The organism is Streptomyces sp. LX-29, from assembly GCF_029541745.1.
Classification (GTDB): domain Bacteria; phylum Actinomycetota; class Actinomycetes; order Streptomycetales; family Streptomycetaceae; genus Streptomyces.
Window position 1 is genome coordinate 4,139,262 of sequence record NZ_CP089746.1, and the last position, 16,719, is coordinate 4,155,980.

The window sequence follows — 16,719 nt, forward strand, 5'->3', positions numbered from 1 at the left end:
TGATGGCTGCTACTTCTTGGTTGTCCACAGCCTGTGGAGGCGGCGATGCGGTGGTTGGTGGGGTGGAGCAGTACCGCCTCGGGGGCCGCCGCGGCCGAGGGCGGCGCGGTGCAGCCGGTGGGCGCCCAGCTCCTGTGGGCCGACCCGGACCCCCTGTGGGCGGTCGGTGACTGGCGCCCGGACGAGGTACGCGTCGTCCAGGCCGACCCGTTCACCCGGCTCGCCGTCCTCGGCTGCTGCGCGGCGAGCGACGAGGAACTGCGCGTCGGGCTGTTCGCCGCGCGGGGCGGCGCGCTGCGCCATCTGACCGCCTGGCCCGGCAGCTACACCGCCGTCACCCAGGTCGGCCGCCGCGTCACCGTGGTCGGCGACCTGGCCGGGGCCCGCCCGGTCTTCCACGCCCCCTGGGCGGACGGCACCGCCTACGCCACGGCCGCGCTTCCGCTGGCCGACCTCATCGAGGCGCAGCTCGACGTCAGCCATCTCGCCGCCCTCCTGGCCTGCCCCGACTCGCCGGAGGCCGTCGGCGACGGCACGCCCTACGCCGGCGTGCGCCGGGTGCCTCCGGGCCACGCGCTGATTCTGCGGGAGGGCATCCGCGACATCGTCGGCTACGAGCCCATCGCCTCGCTCGCCGTGGCCGCGCCCCAACTCGACGCGGACAAGGCGGTGGACGGCGTGCGCGACGCCCTCGTCGACGCGGTCCGCGCGAGGCTGGCCGCCCCGCGCCACGCCCCCCATGTCGACGTCCGCCTGGATCCCGGCCCGGTACCCGGCATGGGCCCCGCGGACCGGCGTGCCGCGCGGGGCGTGCCCGCCCCCGGCGTGGGCGCCGACCTCTCCGGCGGCAGCGCCTCCGGCACGCTGGCGCTGCTGGCCGCCGGCCTGCCGGGGCTGCCGGGGATGCTGGGCCACGGCACCGAGGCCGGCGAGCGGCTGCTCGCCGTCACCTTCAACGACCTGGTGCCGGACGCGGGCGGCGGGCGAGCCCGCGAGGCCGAGCTGGAGCGCGCCCGCGCGATCGCCGCCAACCCGCGGCTGCACCACGTGGTCGTGGCCGCGGGCACCGAGGCGCTGCCGTACGCCGCCCTCGGCGGCGGGCCGCTCACCGACGAGCCCGGGCCCTCGCTGATCCTCGCCGAGCGCCACCGCCGCCGGTTGGCGGCAGGCAGCGCTGACCACCTCGTCGGGCACGGCGCGCGCCAGGTCATCGACGCGCACCCGGCACGCCTGGCCGACCTGCTGCTCGACCGGCGCCGCCGCCATCTGCTGCGCCCCGCCACCGCCTTGGCGCGCGCCGACGGCACCACCGCCTACTCCTTCGTCGTGCCGTTCACCGTCTACCGCGCGGCACGCCGGTTGGCCCGCACGCCCTACCGGGAAGGCGTCCAGGCGGCCGCGCACCGCCTCTTGGAGCGCCGCGTCGCGGGCGAGCACGGTCCAGGAGGCAGCGCGGACGCCGTCGCCGCCTCGCTCGCCGCGCTCACCTGGTGCAGACCCGGTCCGGCCGCGCGCTGGCTGACGGGTGAGGCCTTGGCGGAAGTATCGGTTCGTCTGGAGGCGGCGGCCGCCCGTCCCGGTACGCTGCGCCGCCCCGGCGAGCGGCGGGCCGACGCGGCGCTCGCCCGCCACGCCGCCGACCACCGGGTGCTGGAACAGGCCGCGGAGGTGCGCAGCCAGCGCCTCCACGCGCCGTTCCTCGACAACCAGGTCGTACGCGCCTGCCGTGCGCTCCCCGAGGCCCTCCGTGTGCAGCCGGGGGCGCGCGCCGCGGTCTTGCGCGCCGTCCTCGCCGGTGCCGGCATCCGCGAACTCCCCGCCGGGTGGGGCGCCACCTCCCACGCCTCCCACAACGCGGCCGTACGGGCCGGACTCACCGCCTCCGTCGGCGAACTGGTCGACCTCTTCCGCGCCCCGCTGCTGGCCGACGCCGGCCTGGTCGAGGCGCGTGTCGTGCGGAAGGCCCTGCGGGCGGCCGCCGAAGGCGAGCGACTGCCGCTGGACGGCCTGGCCGAACTGGTCTCCACCGAGCTGTGGCTGCGGCGGCTGCTGGCCCGACGCGGCACCTGCTGGACCGGGACAGCCGCGCCGAGACAGCGTGCGGTCGCCGGCGGCGTGGTCCCCCGCCCCAGCCTGTGAGCGCCGAAGTGGCCGCGGCAGCCCCCGCGTCGCGGGGGTACGCCGGCCGCCGGCCCCGGCGTGAGAGCGACAGCCGATGAGCCCGGCTCGGTCCGGCGCGCGTACGCCGTGGCGCACGGCCGCGAGACCGCGCCCGTGCGCCACCCCCGCCGCGAACCCGCAAGTCCCCGAACCCGCAACCCCCTTCCGCACCTCGCGCCGTCCGTGTCATGCCCTGCCCCACCCACCACCGTCGTGGCGGAACGCACAGGGGTTGTCCACAGGCCCCGGCGCTTCCTCCCGTGACCGGAGACAATGACCACCGTGCGGTATCTCATCCTCGGCGCCACAGAGGCGCGCGACAGTCATGGGCAGCCCGTGCCGCTCGGCGGCGCACGGCTGCGGGCACTGCTGGCCGCGCTCGCGCTGCGCGCCCCGCGTCCCGCCGCCACCCCGGTCGACGTGCTCATCGACGAGGTGTGGGGCGACGATCCCCCGCACGACGCCCCCGCGGCCCTCCAGGCGCTGGTCGGCCGGCTGCGCCGGGCCATCGGCAAGGAGGCCGTCCGCTCCGCCCCCGGCGGCTACCGCCTCGACGCGGCCGCCGACGATATCGACCTCTTCCGCTTCGAGCGCCTCGTCGACGAGGGCGGTCGCGCCCTGGACGCCGGAGACGCGGACACCGCCGCCGTCACGCTTCGCGCGGCGCTCGCCCTGTGGCGCGGGCCGGCCCTCGCCGACCTCCCCGACCGGGAGGCGGCCGCCGCCCGCCCCGAGGCCCTGCGGCTGACCGCGCTGCACCAGCGGGTGGCGGCGGACCTGGCGCTCGGACGAGCCGTGGAGGTCGTGCCCGAGCTGCGCGAGCTCGTCGCCGGCCATCCGCTGGACGAGCCGTTCCACGCCCAGCTGATCCGGGCGCTGCGCGCCGCCGGCCGGTCGGCCGACGCCCTCGCCGCCTACGAGGACGCGCGCCGGTCCCTGGCCGACCACCTCGGCGCGGACCCCGGGGCGGAGCTCCAGGCGCTGCATCAGCAGCTGCTGAACGGCACAGACCCGGCCGCCCCGCCCGCCGCGGCCGCCCCCGCCCCCACGGTGCTCGCAACGCCCCCGCGCTCGGCGACCCTCGGAAACCTGCGCTCCCGGCTGACCAGCTTCATCGGCCGCCAGCATGAGGTCCATGCCCTCCGGGCGGAGCTCGGCGGCGCCCGCCTGGTCACCCTCACCGGCCCCGGCGGCTCCGGCAAGACCCGGCTCTCGGAGGAGACCGCCGCGACCCTGGCGGCCGACGACTACCCCGACGGCGTCTGGGCCGCCGAGCTCGCCCCGCTCGACGACCCACGCGCCGTGCCCGGCGCCGTCCTGAGCGCGATCGGCCGCCGCGACACCACCCTTCTCGCCTCGGGGCTCGAGGGCCGCACGAGCGGCCTGGAGGGCGCCGACCCGACCGCGCGGCTCATCGAACACTGCGCCCAGCGCCGTCTGCTGCTCCTCCTCGACAACTGCGAGCACGTCATCGACGCCGCCGCCCGACTCGCCGAGGCGCTGCTCGCGCACTGCCCGGGCGTCACCGTGTTGGCCACCAGCCGCGAGCCGCTCGGGGTGCCCGGGGAGACCGTCCGCCCCGTGGAGCCGCTGCGTCCCGTCCCGGCCCACCAGCTCTTCGCCGAGCGCGCCGCCGCCGTGCGCCCCGGATTCGACCCCGCGAGCGACCCCGAGACCGAGGCCGCCGTCGCCGAGATCTGTCGGCGGTTGGACGGGCTGCCGCTGGCGATCGAGTTGGCGGCTGCCCGGCTGCGGCTGTTGACCCCGCGACAGATCGCGGACCGACTGGACGACCGGTTCCGGCTGCTGACCAGCGGCAGTCGTACGGTGCTGCCGCGCCAGCAGACGCTGCGCGCGGTCGTGGACTGGTCCTGGGAGCTGCTGGACGAGCGCGAGCGCACCGTGCTGCGCCGGCTGTCGGTCTTCGCGGGCGGCTGCGACCTGCCGGCGGCCGAAGCCGTCTGCGCCGACGAGGACGCCCCCGGCGCGGCCTTCGGGGCCGCCGAGCCCGCCGCCGCCCTCGCCGGGCGGTCCACGGGTGAGCCCGCCGCGACCGACCGCACCGGCCCCGAGCGGCTCACCCGCGCTCAGGACCCTGCCCCGGACCTCGTCCGGGACCCTGGCCGAGACCCCGACCCGGAGGGGCCCGGCGTGCGCGTCCGGCGCGAGGAGATCCTCGATGTGCTCGGCGCCCTGGTCGACAAGTCGCTGCTGGTGGTCGGCTATCCCCAGGGCACCGGCGGCGAGCCGGGCGAGACCCGGTACGGGATGCTGGAGACCATCCACGAGTACGTGAGCGAGCGCGCCGCCGAGCACCCCGCCGCCCGGCGCGACCACACCGCCGCCGTCCGCCGCCACATCGCCCACGTCCGTGCCTTCCTCCACACCGCGGAGCCCCGTCTTCGCTCGGCTGAGCAGCTGCCGTGGCTGCGCCGTGTGGAGAGCGACCTGGACAACATCCGCGCCGCCTTGCACCGTGCGCTCCTCGCGTCGGACGTCGACGCGGCGCTGGGGATCGTCTTCGACATGGGCTGGTTCTGGTGGTTGCGCAACTACCGGGACGAGGGCGCCTCATGGGTCGCCCGCACCGCCGAGCTGCTGGCCGCCGCGAGGGCGGACGAGGGCGGAGCCGACGAGTCCGGAGCGGACGAGGACGCGGCGCACTTCTGGGACCGGCTCGACCTCGAACTCCTCCGCTACTTCCTGCTCGCGGAACAGCGCGTCGAGCACGAACTGCGGAGCGAGAAGGCGCTGGCCGGAGCCGAGCGCATCCGCAAGGCCTACGGAGGCAACCCCGGCCCGCGCGCGGCCCGGTTCCCCGGCCTGATGTGGCCCTTCGCGGCCTTTCTCGTCCACGGCCTCAAGGGCGTGGCCCCGCTGCTCGACACGGCCGTGGCCAACTGCCGGGCGCACGGCGGCGACTGGGCCCTCGGCGTGCTGCTGATGTTCCGCACCCACATAGCCATCGACCTGCCCGGCGGCGTCGCGCGGGCCAAGAACGACTGGAGGGAGCTCCGCGAGCTCAGCAGGCTGGTCGGCGACCGCTGGGTACTCGCCCAGGTGGAGGGCGCGAACGGCGAGATGGCGACGGCGTACGGCCGGTACGCCGAGGCGCGCGAATCATACGAGGAGGCCCTACGCCTCGCGCGGGAGCTCGGCGCCTACACCGAGACGCCCTTCCTGATCACCCGACTGGCCGACCTCGCCTGTCACGAGGGGGATCTGGAAGGGGCGGTGAAGCTGCTGGACCGCTCTGAGGAGGAGGCGGAGCGCTATGGGGTACGGGACGCGCGCGCCTTCAACCGAGCGCTGCGAGCCCTGATCGAGCTGCTCAACGACAATGTGGCGGCGGCCAGGACGCTGCTCGAGCAGGCCCGGGACGTCGGGTTCCAGGCCAGCCCGCCCCCGCAGTTCTGGGTCGTGGTCGAGAGCCTGGACGCCCGCATCACGGCGAGCGAGGGCGATCTGCGCGGGGCGCTCTCGAAGATCCGCTCCGCCCTTCGCAGCGGCCTCGAATCGAGCAGCACGGAAGTGGTGCTCGCGTCACAGGCGGAGACCGCCGGCTATGTGCTGACGAGTCTGGGGGAGCACGCGCTCGCGGCCCGGATGCTGGGCGCGGCCGACGGCTGGCGAGGCGAGCTGCCCCGCTCCGGGGCGCTCCAGCAGGATGCCGCGATGGTCGAGCGGGCCGGACGCGCGGCGCTGGGAGAGGCGGCGTTCGAGGAGCTGCGCGGTGGCGGCAGTCGACTGTCGGTGGAGGAGTGCATAGCCCTGCTCCGTGGGCTGGAGGACGGCGAGCGGCCGTAACGGCGCGGCGGCGGTCCACGGGTGGCCACCCGGATCGCCGACCGCGGAACGCGAATCGTTGATGGCGGCTCGCGGCTCGCGGCTCGCGGCTCGCGGCTCGCGGGCCGAGAGGGCCCGCACCGGGGCCCAGGCCGCGGGTCACACCGGGGCCCACGCCGCCACGCGCGGGCGGCGGGCCGTGGCCTGTCGTCGGAGCCGCGCCCGCCCGGCACCCCCGCTGCGAGCCGTCGGCCGGGAGCCGCGGCTTCACCACCGCGTGCGGTGATGCTCTGGGCCGGAAGCCTGAGGGGAGCGGGAGACCTGGAGGGCCCAGAGCCCTGCACCTCGGCAGCCCCGAGGGGAACGGGAGACCTGGAGGGCCCAGAGCCCCGGACCTCGGCAGCCCCGAAGGGGGCGGGGGCCCTGGCGGCCCTCGACTCCCAGGCCCCGAAAGCCCTGACAGGACAGCGCGGGAGGCCCGGAAGCCCCGAACCCCGGACTCTTCGAAGGGCCGGGGCTCCGGACCGGAAGCTCCGGAGCCGGGAAGCCCCAGGAGGCGCGGGCTAAGAGCAGCTGATCCGGGACTCGGCCCAGTCGGCCAGCGCCAGGCCGTGCCCGGGCGGCCCGTGCGACTCGACCACCAAGCGGATGGTGGAGCGGCCGGAGAGGGACACATGCACCGGCTCGGCCGGATCGCCGCCGCGCACCACCCCGGACCGCCACAGCCGCTCCCCGTCCGCGTAGACGGAGAACCGGGCGGCGCCGAGCCCCAGCATCGTGTCGTCGATTCCGACGACGGCGTCGTACGCGGTGCAGGAGCGGTTGAGATCGATGGTCACCGACGACGCGGCGTGCACGGTCACCCCGTGTCCGTACCGTTCACCGCCGATGGACATGCCCCGCCGCTGCCAGAGCCAGGTGCTCTCGCGGCCCCTGATCTCCGGCTTCGTGCCATCCCCGAAGCGTGCGAACTGCAATCGGCTGAGCGGGTAGGACGTGGACGGCTCGGGCTCGGGCTCAGGCTCGGGCGTGGGTGTCCGGGTGGGGGATGGGGTCGGCGACGGCGCCGGGCGGGTCGGCGTCGGCGTCGGCGCGGGCGTACGGGTCGGGGAGGACGTCGGCGTGGAGCTGGGCCGCGGCTCGGCGGGGGCGGACGGCGTCGGCCCGGGCGGCGTGGGACGAGGCGCCGGCGTCTTTCCCGAAGGAGCAGGAGCGGGACGAGGGGACGCGCCGGCCGACGGGGGCCGACTACCGGCGGGCGGCGTCGTGGCATGGGCCGGCCCCGCCTTCGGCCCCGGAGACTTCGAGGTCGGAGTGGGCTTGGGCGTCGCCGGCCCCGGCAGCTCCGGAGCGGCGGGCGCGGCGGGCCCGGCCGTGGTCTTCTTGTCGCCGTCCCCGGAGGTCAGCGCCAGCGCCGTGGCGGCGGCCACGACGACCACGCCGGCCGCGATGCCGAGCTTCGCCACGGCGCCGAGCCCCTCGGCGACGCCGGCTCCCGCTCCACCCCCGCCTCCGACACCGGCGCCCGCACCGGCCGCCGCGCCCGCACCAGAGCCGGCCGCGCCCGCACCAGAGCCGGCCGTGCCCGCCCCGGTGCCCGCACCTGCCCCGGTGCCCGCACCCGCGCCGGCTGCCGCGCCTGCGGCTCCCGCTCCGGCGGCTCCCGCCACCACCCCGGCTGTCTTGAGCGAGAAGTCGGCGGCGAACCAGCCGACGACGGCGACGGGCAGCACGGCGCGCAGTCGCGCGTTGACGTCCGCGACCTCCAGCGCGGCCATGCGGCACCGCGCGCAGTGGTCCAGGTGTTTGCGCAGGCCGAGCTCGGCGCGCGAGCGCAGGCCGCCGCGCGCGTAGGCGCCCAGCCGGTCGGCGAAGCGCGCGCAGTCGCCGCCCTCGGTCAGCGCGCTGCTCACATGCGCCTGGAGGTAGGCCTGCTTGAGCTTCTCCCGCGCCCGGTGTGCCAGCACCGCGGTGGCGTTGTCCGACAGCCCCAGCAGCGGGGCCACCTCGCGCGGCGACTCCTCCTCGACCGTGGTGTGCCAGAGCACGGTCTGGTAGCGCTCCGGCAGACTGCGGAAGGCCCGTACGGCCAGGGACTGTTCGGCCTCGTGCATCGCCCTGACGTCCGCGCCCAGGTCATGGGTGTCGGCCGTGGCGGCGGGCCGGGCCGCCTCGGCGGCGAAGGTCGCGAAGTCCTCGACCAACTGCTCCCGCTTGGCCGACTTCCCCCATGCGGCGGCGACCCGCCGCACCGTGGTGAACAGATAGGCGCGCACCGCGGTGTCCGGCCCGGCGCCGCCGCGCACCGCCTGCAGCGTGCGGGCGAACACCTCGGCCGTCAGATCGTCGGCGGTGAACGTGTCGCGGCAACAGGTCCGGGCGTAGCGGCGCACCGCGTCGGCGTGACGCCGGTACAGCTCCTCGTACGCGTCGTCGTCGCCGTCGCGCAGCCGCGCGACCAGCTCGACGTCGGACGCCACCGGGTCGGTCGACGGACCGGGCCGCGGTGTCGACCCCGCATCGCCCGACGAGCCCGTCCCCGGCTCCCGTCCCGTCGCGTCCCAGGGGCCGGAGTCAGCGCCGGGGCCAGGTCGCCCACCGGCGCCCGCCGGGGAACCGGAACCGCCGGCGCGGCTGGGGCCACCGGTGCCGCTCAGCCGTTCCCGCTGTTGGGGCACCTGGGGCACCTGGGGCACCTGGGGCACCTGGGGCGCGGGAGCGCCGTGTGCGAGGGCGCGACCGACCTCGGGGCCGCCGGCCTTGCGGCGCGCATGACGTCCGCGTCCACGACGGCCGCCGGAGTCCACGCCGCCGGAGTCCACGACGGCCGAGTCCACGCCCGCAGCGCCCTCACGGCGTGCCACACCGCCGGAGCCCACGCCGTCAGAACCCAGCCCGTCAGGACCCACACCGTCAGAACCCGCACCACCCGACGGGGCTCTGCCCGAATTCACGCCGCCAGGATCCGCGCCGTCAGAACCGGCGCCGGTCGGCTCTACACCGCCCGACTCCGCGTCACCCGCCACGGCGTCGCCCGCGGGGGAGCCGCCCGCCTCGGGGTCGGTGGCCCACTCGCTGCCATGTGGGTCATCCCACCCGCCACCACTCATAAGGGAAGCTCCCGAACCGGCCGACACGCCCGAAAAACCGGGCTAGTACCGGGCAAGCGTGCCACAGCCGTCGAGCCGTGCTCCCCGCGCGGTCCGGGCAACCACCCGTCCGGGGCGAAAGGGCGTATGCCAGCACTACCGTTCACTCGTACGGGGAAGACTCGGTGAACGCGCCTTCCGCGTACGAGCGAACGTCCTCACTTCGTGGTCAGGCCGTGGGCCGCGACCGCAGACCGTCCAGCAGGATGTCCAGCAGTCGCGCGGACGCCGCCGCCTGCTGCGCCGCGTCCGGCAGCGACGGGGCAGCCGTCGCGATCACCAGCAGCACATCCGCGACCGTGACATCCGCGCGGAGCTGACCCGCCGACCGTGCCCGCTCCACGAGCTGGCCCACGACGTCCAGCAGCGCGGCGACCCCCGCGTCGTCCCGCTCGTCCTGCACCGCGGTCCGCTGGTCGACCAGGCGCAGCTCCGGCTGGCCGCCCGATCCCGGCTGCCGCTGGTGCGGCACCCGGGCCTCCTCCGCCTCCACGTCCACGCCCACCCGCAGCACCTGCGGCGGCAGCAGCCTGCCGGCGCCGGACGCCACCGAGGTGCGCAGAAAACGGGAGAGCGCCGACCACGGCTCGTTCTCCTGACCCAAGGCGGCCCGCGCCTGGTCGGTCAGCCGGGCCGTCTCCTCCTCGGCTATGCGTCGGACCAGCACGTCCTTGCTGGGAAAGCGGCGGTAGACGGTGCCCACCCCGACGCGGGCGCGACGGGCCACGTCTTCCATCGGCGCGCCGTACCCCAGCTCGCCGAACACCTCGCGGGCCGCGCGCAGGACGTGCTCCAGGTTGCGCTGCGCGTCGACACGGAGAGGAGTGCTACGGCCGCCGTTCCCGTCCGACGACGCGGCGATGGCCGTCGACCAATGAGAACCCTGAATGTGCATATGTAATCCCCCGGTAATGATGTCTCCCCCCGGAGACTCCCCGCCCTGACATCGAGGCGGTCTCAACACCCCGACGAAGTACGAACATAGTTGAGCCCAGGTCAAGAAAGAAGGGGGTAGTTCCGCACAGACCGCCCCCCGATCGGAGTACGGGCCCGTTCCCTCCCGTTTCCGTACCCGTCCGCGGCCCGCTACTCCCGCGCTGACCTGCGAACTTTTCGGGCGTCTAGGCCGAACGGCGGGACCGGAGTACCCGCCACCGCCGGTCACACAATTCGTCGAGCCTGTGGACAAACGCGGGTCGCGCGTGCGTCATGGGAGAGTGAAGGAACCTGCGCGCATTCTCGTTGTCGGCGGTGGCTACGTCGGGATGTACACCGCGCTGCGTCTCCAGCGGAAGCTCAAACGGGAGCTGAGGCAAGGCGCCGTACAGGTCATCGTGGTCGACCCCGAGCCCTACATGACCTACCAGCCCTTCCTGCCCGAAGCGGCCGCCGGCTCCATCTCGCCCCGCCATGTCGTGGTGCCGCTGCGCCGCGTGCTGCCGCTCTGTCAGGTCGTCATCGGAGCCGCCACCGAGATCGACCACGCCGAGCGCACCGCGACCGTGCGGACTCTCGCCGCCGAGGAGGAGGGGAACGGCGCGATCGCGATCCACTACGACGAGCTCGTACTGGCCCCCGGCTCCATCTCCCGCGCCCTCCCGATCCCCGGCCTGGCCGACTACGCCATCGGCTTCAAGACCGTCGAGGAGGCCATCGGGCTGCGCAACCACGTCCTGGAACAGATGGACATCGCCTCCTCCACCCGTGATCCCGACGTCCGGGACGCCGCGCTGACCTTCGTCTTCGTGGGCGGCGGCTACGCCGGCGTGGAGGCCCTGGGCGAGCTGGAGGACATGGCCCGCTACGCCACCCGCTACTACCACAACATCGCCCCAGAGGACCTCAGGTGGATCCTCGTGGAGGCGACCGGGCGGATCCTGCCCGAGGTCGGCGAGGAGCTGGGCCGGTACACCGTCCGCGAGCTGCGGGGCCGCAACATCGACGTACGCCTGGACACCCGCCTGGAGTCGTGTGAGAACCGGGTCGCCGTGCTGAGCGACGGCTCCCGCTTCCCCACCCGCACGGTGGTGTGGACCGCCGGCGTCAAACCCCATCCCATCCTGGCCGCCACCGACCTGCCGCGGAACGACCACGGCCGGCTGGTCTGCACCGCCGCCCTCACGGTGGACGGCGTCGAGCACGCCTGGGCGGCCGGGGACGCCGCCGCCGTACCGGACATCACGGCGGACGAGCCGGGCGCGATCTGCGCCCCCAACGCGCAGCACGCCGTGCGCCAGGCCAAGGTGCTCGCCGAGAACCTGCTCGCGACCCTGCACGGCCGGCCGCTCACGGACTACGCGCACAAGTACGTGGGCTCGGTCGCCTCGCTCGGCCTCCACAAGGGCGTCGCACATGTCTACGGGCGGAAGCTGAAGGGCTACCCCGCCTGGTTCATGCACCGCGCGTACCACCTCAGCCGGGTGCCGACCTTCAACCGGAAGGCACGGGTGTTCGCCGAATGGGCCCTCGCCGGGCTCTTCAAACGTGAGATCGTCTCGCTCGGCTCGCTGGAGAACCCACGAGCCGAGTTCGAACTCGCGGCGGGCACCGGTCGCCATCCCGAGGCCAGTTGAACCCCCGCGCGACGGAGTCCGGAACTCCCCCCGCGCGGTCACCGTCTGACGGATGTCAGTCCGGTCCGCCACACTGGACGTGTGACCATGGGTGGGCTCACATCTACGAAGAGTGACAATCTTGTTAAGGCTGACCATCACGAGGACCTGGACGTTTGCTGCACTCCCCCGGGGATCGCGCCCCATACGCCGCCGCCCGACCGTCCGACGCCGCTGACCTGCTGTTCCGTCATGCCGCCCGACCCTCCCAGGCCGGCGTGCCCCGCTGCCGCGCCCGCCGCGCGGGCTCCGGCGAGAAGCGTCGCCACGACGGTCGCGCAGGTAGGGAGAGCGGCGACGGGGCCAGACGCGGCTGACGCCGCCGGAGCCGCTCCGGGCGCCGACCCCCGACCGCCATCCCATGGGCCGCCCCTCATCACGACACCGCGAGGCAGACCTCAGTGAACTTCACGCGCTGGAGCGCCCGGCTCCCCGGAACACAGCGACGCGCCGCCGCGCGGGCCGACCGCGGCGCGGGTCGGTCGGCGTCCTCGGCCCCGACCGGCGGCGGCTCCGTACCGGCGGCCCGGGGCGAGCGCGCCGACTCCGCCCACCCCGGAGCTGAGGCCCCGACGACCGCCCCGGCCGGCGCCGTCGACCCCGCGCGGCTCGTGCCCACCCTCGACGGGCTGTCCGTGCCCGACGTCCTCGGCCATGTGCCGGCCCTGGTCGCCGTCGTCTACGGCCCCGAGCACCGCATCGCGTACGTCAACGACGCCTATGCCGCGCTCTTCGGGCCCCGAGCCCCCGGCGCCCCCGCCGGCCAGGCGCTTCCCGAGCTGCGCGAGCTGGGTCTGCTGCCGCTGATGGACCAGGTGCTGCGCAGCGGCAAGCCCCGCACGGTCAAATCCCGCCGGGTCCCGCGCGGCGGCTTCCCCAGCCCGCACGCCCCGTGCGCCGAGGCGGCGCCGGACGAGGCGACCGAACAGGAGACCCGCGCGCCCCGCGCGACGGTGGACGAGGAGCCCCGCGCGGCGATGGACGCGAAGGCGAGCGGGGCGGCGGACCGGGAGCCCGGCACGGGGGCGGACCAGCAGACGACCGCGGTGCACGCGGCCGAGCCCGTCGAGCCCGCCCCTGACCACGCCGCGAGCCTGACCCCGGACCGCGCCGACGCGGCGGATGAGCCGGGCGTTGTGCGGCCGGACAAGCCGTCCGCCCCGCCGGGCGAACCGCCCACCGCGCGGGACGACGCCCCGCCCGCCGGCCCGCGTGCCGCCACCGCGATCGCCAGCGGGCGGTCGGTGATCGTGACGGGGGCCGCGATGCCCGGCAAGACCGTGATCGCCCCGGCCTGCTCCGTACGGTTCCCGCGCGGCACCGCGCGGGGGCCGGTTCCGGCGGCCGGCCGACGGTCGCGCGACGGCTACTACACCTTCACCTGCACCCCGATCGAGGTCGCCGCCCCCTCGCCCACCGCCGCCGCGCACCGCGGCGTCCTCATCTTCGGCGCCGACGTCACCGACCAGGTCGAGGCCGCCGAGCGGCTGCGGGCCAGCGAGCGCCGGCAGCGCGAGGCCGCCGTCACCCTCCAGCGCAGCCTGCTGCCGCAGGAGCTGGAGCAGCCCGACGACCTGCGGGTCGCCGCGACGTACCAGCCGGGCGGCACAGACGCCGCCGTCGGCGGCGACTGGTACGACGTGATCACCCTCGGCGCGGGCCGCACCGCCCTGGTCATCGGCGACGTCATGGGCCGCGGGGTGCGGGCGGCCGCCGTGATGGGCCAGCTGCGGACCGCCGTGCGCGCCTACGCCCGGCTCGACCTGCCGCCGCACGAGGTGCTCCAACTCCTCGACGGCCTCGCCGCCGAGATCGACCCCCATCAGATCGCCACCTGTGTGTACGCGGTCCACGACCCCAACGAGGGACGTCTCGTCTACGCCTCGGCGGGCCATCTGCCGATCCTGGTCCGCGAGCCCGACGGCAGCGTGCACCGCGCGGACGAGCCCACCGGTCCGCCGCTGGGCACCGGCGGCTGGCTGCACACCTCCGGTTCGGTGCCCCTCGGCCCCGGTGCCAGCGCTGTCCTCTATACGGACGGCCTGGTGGAGCGGCGTGACATGGACATCGACGCGGGCGTCGCCGCGCTGGAGCAGGCCTTCGCGGGGGCGACCGGCTCCCCGCAGGTGATGTGCGACCGGCTGATCCGCGCCCTGGGCATCACCGCGGAGCACGACGACGACGTCGCCGTGCTCGTCCTCCAGCACCCGGCCCGCACCGGCCACGACGCGGAGCTCTTCCACAACGCCGCGCTGGAGCTCCTCGGCGGGGTGGAGGCCGCTCCCCGCGCGCGGGCCTTCGCCTCGGGCGTCCTGGCCAGCTGGCGCTTCCCGATGGAGCTGCGCGACCTGGGCGTGCTCGCCGCCAGCGAGCTCGTCGCCAACTCGCTCCAGCACGGCACGCCTCCGATGCGGCTGCGGCTGCGACGCACGGACCGGCGGCTGATCATCGAGGTGACGGACGGCGACGACCATCTGCCGCGGCGCCGTCGCGCGGAGCCGGTGGACGAGGCGGGGCGCGGCATCTCGATCGTCGCGACCATCGCCTCCTCCTGGGGCTCGCGCCGCACTCCGGGGGGTGGAAAGGCCGTCTGGTGCGAGTTCGCCCTGCCGGAGGGGTGACCCGGCGGGGGCGGGCGCGAGCGGAGGAAGCCCGGACCGGCCCGCCCGGGGGGACGGCCGGCCCGTCGATGGCCGATCAGACGGCGGCGGGCACCGGCTCCGCGGGCACCTGCTCCGTCGCCGCGCTCCGCGGCGCGGGCACCGGCGCGGCGGCGAGCGCCCGCAGCGGGCTGTCCTGGGCGGGGCTCAGCCGCCGGCCGAGCCGCAACGCGAGCGCCGTGATGCCCAGCGAGCAGAGGACGAGCATCAGGATGTACGCCACGTACATCCCGGCGCCCGCCAGCAGCCCGCCCACCGCCGGGCCGACCGCCAGGGCCAGCTGCTTCACCAGGGCGAACGCGGAGTTGTACTGCCCGAGCAGCGGCGACGGCGCCAGATCCGCGACCAGCGGGGCGATGGTCGGCGACAGCATCGCCTCGCCGAGCCCGAAGAGCGCGTACGTGGAGATGATCGCCGCGGTCGCGATCGCGTGACTGCCGTGCATCAGACCGGCCGCGGCCGCGACCAACCAGGCCACGGTCCAGATGAGGCCGACGAGCGCGATGACGCGGCTGCGCCGGTGCCGCTCGACGAGCCGGAGCACGACGAACTGCGCGATCACGATCATCGCGGTGTTCGCGGCCAGGGCCACGCCCAGGGTCGCGGGGGAGATCCGGGTGACCTCGACGGCGTAGGCGGCCAGGCCGGACTCGAACTGTCCGTAGCAGGCGAAGAACATCACGAAGCCCAGCACGCACAGCTGCACCATCGCGCGGTCCGCGAGCAGCGCCCGCCAGCCGCCGCGCGCCCGGTCGTCGGAGGGCACCGGGTCCTCGACCCGCGGCACCTTCGGCAGCCGGACGGTCGCCACCGTCGCCCCCAGGACCAGGAACATGACGGACTCGATGGAGAAGAGCCGCACGAAGCTCGACGGGTCCGAGGTGTCGACCAGCAGCCCGCCCAGCAGACCGCCGACACCGAGGCCGAGGTTGTTGAGGAAGAACTGCATGGCGAAGGCGCGCGAGCGGGTCGCGGTGGTCGAGCACCAGACGATCATGGTGGCGAGCGCCGGCTGGATCACCGCGATGCCCGCGCCGAGCGCCGCGGCGGCCAGCACGACGAGCGGCTCGGTGGCGGCGAGCCCGAGCCCCATCGAACCGGCGGACGCGGCGATCGTGCCCGCGACGGCGACGGGCAGCGGCCCGCGCCGGTCGATCACCCGACCGGTGAAGGGCAGCACGACCAGGGCGGCCACGGCGAACGTCGCCAGCACCACGCCCGCGGTGCTCGCCCCGAGCTCCCGCACCTGCGCCACATAGATGAACAGGAACGGGACGGTGAAGCCGTTGCCGAACGCGCTCAGCGCGTTGCCCAGCTGGATTCGACGCAGCGCGGCGCCCATCGCGGTGGTCACACTCACCTACCTAGGTCGAAGCGTCGGCGAGGCGACGCATGGAGGTCGGAGAGTCGAAGCTTGAAGACTTCAACCCTAAAGTTCGAAGCTAAAGAGTACACATCGAAGGACTTCAAGTCGAATGAGTTACGTGCGATACTTCGCGGCATGCCTGACACCCCCGTCCCGGGCCCCGGCCCGGCCCCGGCCCCCGGGCCGGCCGAGCCGAGCCTCGAGGAACAGATCGCGGCCTACCAGCGCGAGTTCCAGGACCTGGATCCCCAGGTCGAGAAGGTCGTCTCGGCGCTCTCCCGGCTCAACCGCCGCATGAGCGTCGCGTACGGGCGCCAGACCGCGACCCTCGGCATCAGCAACGCCGAGTGGGAGGTCCTCAAGGCGCTGGTCCTCTCCGGTGCTCCGTACCGCCTGGGCCCCGGCGAGCTCGCCAAGCGGCTGGGGCTCACCCCGGCCGCCATGACCCACCGCATCGACCGCATGGCGGGCGAGGGGCTGGTGACCCGGGAGCGGGACGAGAACAACCGGGTGCGGGTCATCGTCGAGCTGACGGACGAGGGGCGCGAGAAGTGGCTGGAGGCCATGCGGATGGCCTCGGGCTTCGAGGAGGACCTGCTCCAGGACCTCACGAGCGAGGAGCGCGGGCAGCTCGGTGAGCTGCTGCGACGGGTGCTCTGCCGGGTCGAGGAGGCCCAGCCGGACGCCGGCGGACGGCTCAACGACCTGAGCTGAGCGGCTGGTCGGGCGAGGGTTGACACGGGTCTACCCGATGCGTAGTGTTCTCCGGGTTGCCACGGGGCCGTAACGGTTCTGCGGGCGACATTCGAGCCGCACCGGCGGCAAATCACCACTGCACGGCCCCTGATCGGGAACGACTTCGGCATGCCGAAATTCGAACCGAAAAGCTCGATTATGAGCTGCCAGGGAAATCCGCTAAAGTAGTGATCACGCCGGAAGGCGCGAAACAAACCCCCTCCAACGGGGACCGGAAACAAATTCGGGCC

At 75.0% G+C, this 16,719-nt stretch carries 8 protein-coding genes; 5 read left to right on the forward strand and 3 right to left on the reverse strand.

Translation table 11 applies throughout. The features are described from left to right. Positions 1–45: 45 nt before the first annotated feature. Together LRS74_RS17855 and LRS74_RS17860 are read left to right on the forward strand one after the other, a co-directional pair. Positions 46–2,139, forward strand: a complete 2,094-nt coding sequence (locus tag LRS74_RS17855) for an asparagine synthase-related protein (RefSeq protein ID WP_277741931.1) — start codon at positions 46–48, stop codon at positions 2,137–2,139. A 303-nt stretch (positions 2,140–2,442) separates the two neighbouring features. Beyond that, a complete protein-coding gene (locus LRS74_RS17860; RefSeq protein WP_277741932.1) occupies positions 2,443–5,967 on the forward strand; it encodes a BTAD domain-containing putative transcriptional regulator in 3,525 nt (1,174 codons plus the stop codon). Between the two features lie 542 nt (positions 5,968–6,509). Here the strand turns inward: LRS74_RS17860 and LRS74_RS17865 are convergent. Beyond that, positions 6,510–8,633, reverse strand: coding sequence for a sigma-70 family RNA polymerase sigma factor (locus tag LRS74_RS17865; RefSeq protein ID WP_277744806.1), 2,124 nt, complete (start codon positions 8,631–8,633; stop codon positions 6,510–6,512). A gap of 631 nt (positions 8,634–9,264) precedes the next feature. Next, the gene (locus LRS74_RS17870; RefSeq protein ID WP_277741933.1) at positions 9,265–9,990 is read right to left on the reverse strand and encodes a helix-turn-helix domain-containing protein; all 726 of its coding nucleotides are present in this window, start codon (positions 9,988–9,990) and stop codon (positions 9,265–9,267) included. A gap of 322 nt (positions 9,991–10,312) precedes the next feature. Between LRS74_RS17870 and LRS74_RS17875 the strand changes: the two genes are divergently transcribed. Together LRS74_RS17875 and LRS74_RS17880 are read left to right on the forward strand one after the other, a co-directional pair. Beyond that, positions 10,313–11,668 carry an NAD(P)/FAD-dependent oxidoreductase gene (locus tag LRS74_RS17875; protein ID WP_277741934.1) on the forward strand — a complete coding sequence of 452 codons (1,356 nt, stop codon included), beginning with the start codon at positions 10,313–10,315 and terminating at the stop codon, positions 11,666–11,668. A 440-nt stretch (positions 11,669–12,108) separates the two neighbouring features. Next, positions 12,109–14,328 (forward strand): SpoIIE family protein phosphatase, encoded by a 2,220-nt coding sequence (locus LRS74_RS17880; protein ID WP_277741935.1) that lies wholly within the window; start codon positions 12,109–12,111, stop codon positions 14,326–14,328. Positions 14,329–14,404: 76 nt separating this feature from the next. Here the strand turns inward: LRS74_RS17880 and LRS74_RS17885 are convergent, their stop codons facing one another. Next, positions 14,405–15,721 carry an MFS transporter gene (locus LRS74_RS17885; RefSeq protein WP_277741936.1) on the reverse strand — a complete coding sequence of 439 codons (1,317 nt, stop codon included), beginning with the start codon at positions 15,719–15,721 and terminating at the stop codon, positions 14,405–14,407. A 147-nt stretch (positions 15,722–15,868) separates the two neighbouring features. Between LRS74_RS17885 and LRS74_RS17890 the strand changes: the two genes are divergently transcribed. Then, on the forward strand, positions 15,869–16,447 hold the full coding sequence (locus tag LRS74_RS17890) for a MarR family transcriptional regulator (protein WP_277741937.1): 579 nt from the start codon (positions 15,869–15,871) through the stop codon (positions 16,445–16,447). The last annotated feature ends 272 nt before the right edge of the window (positions 16,448–16,719 follow it).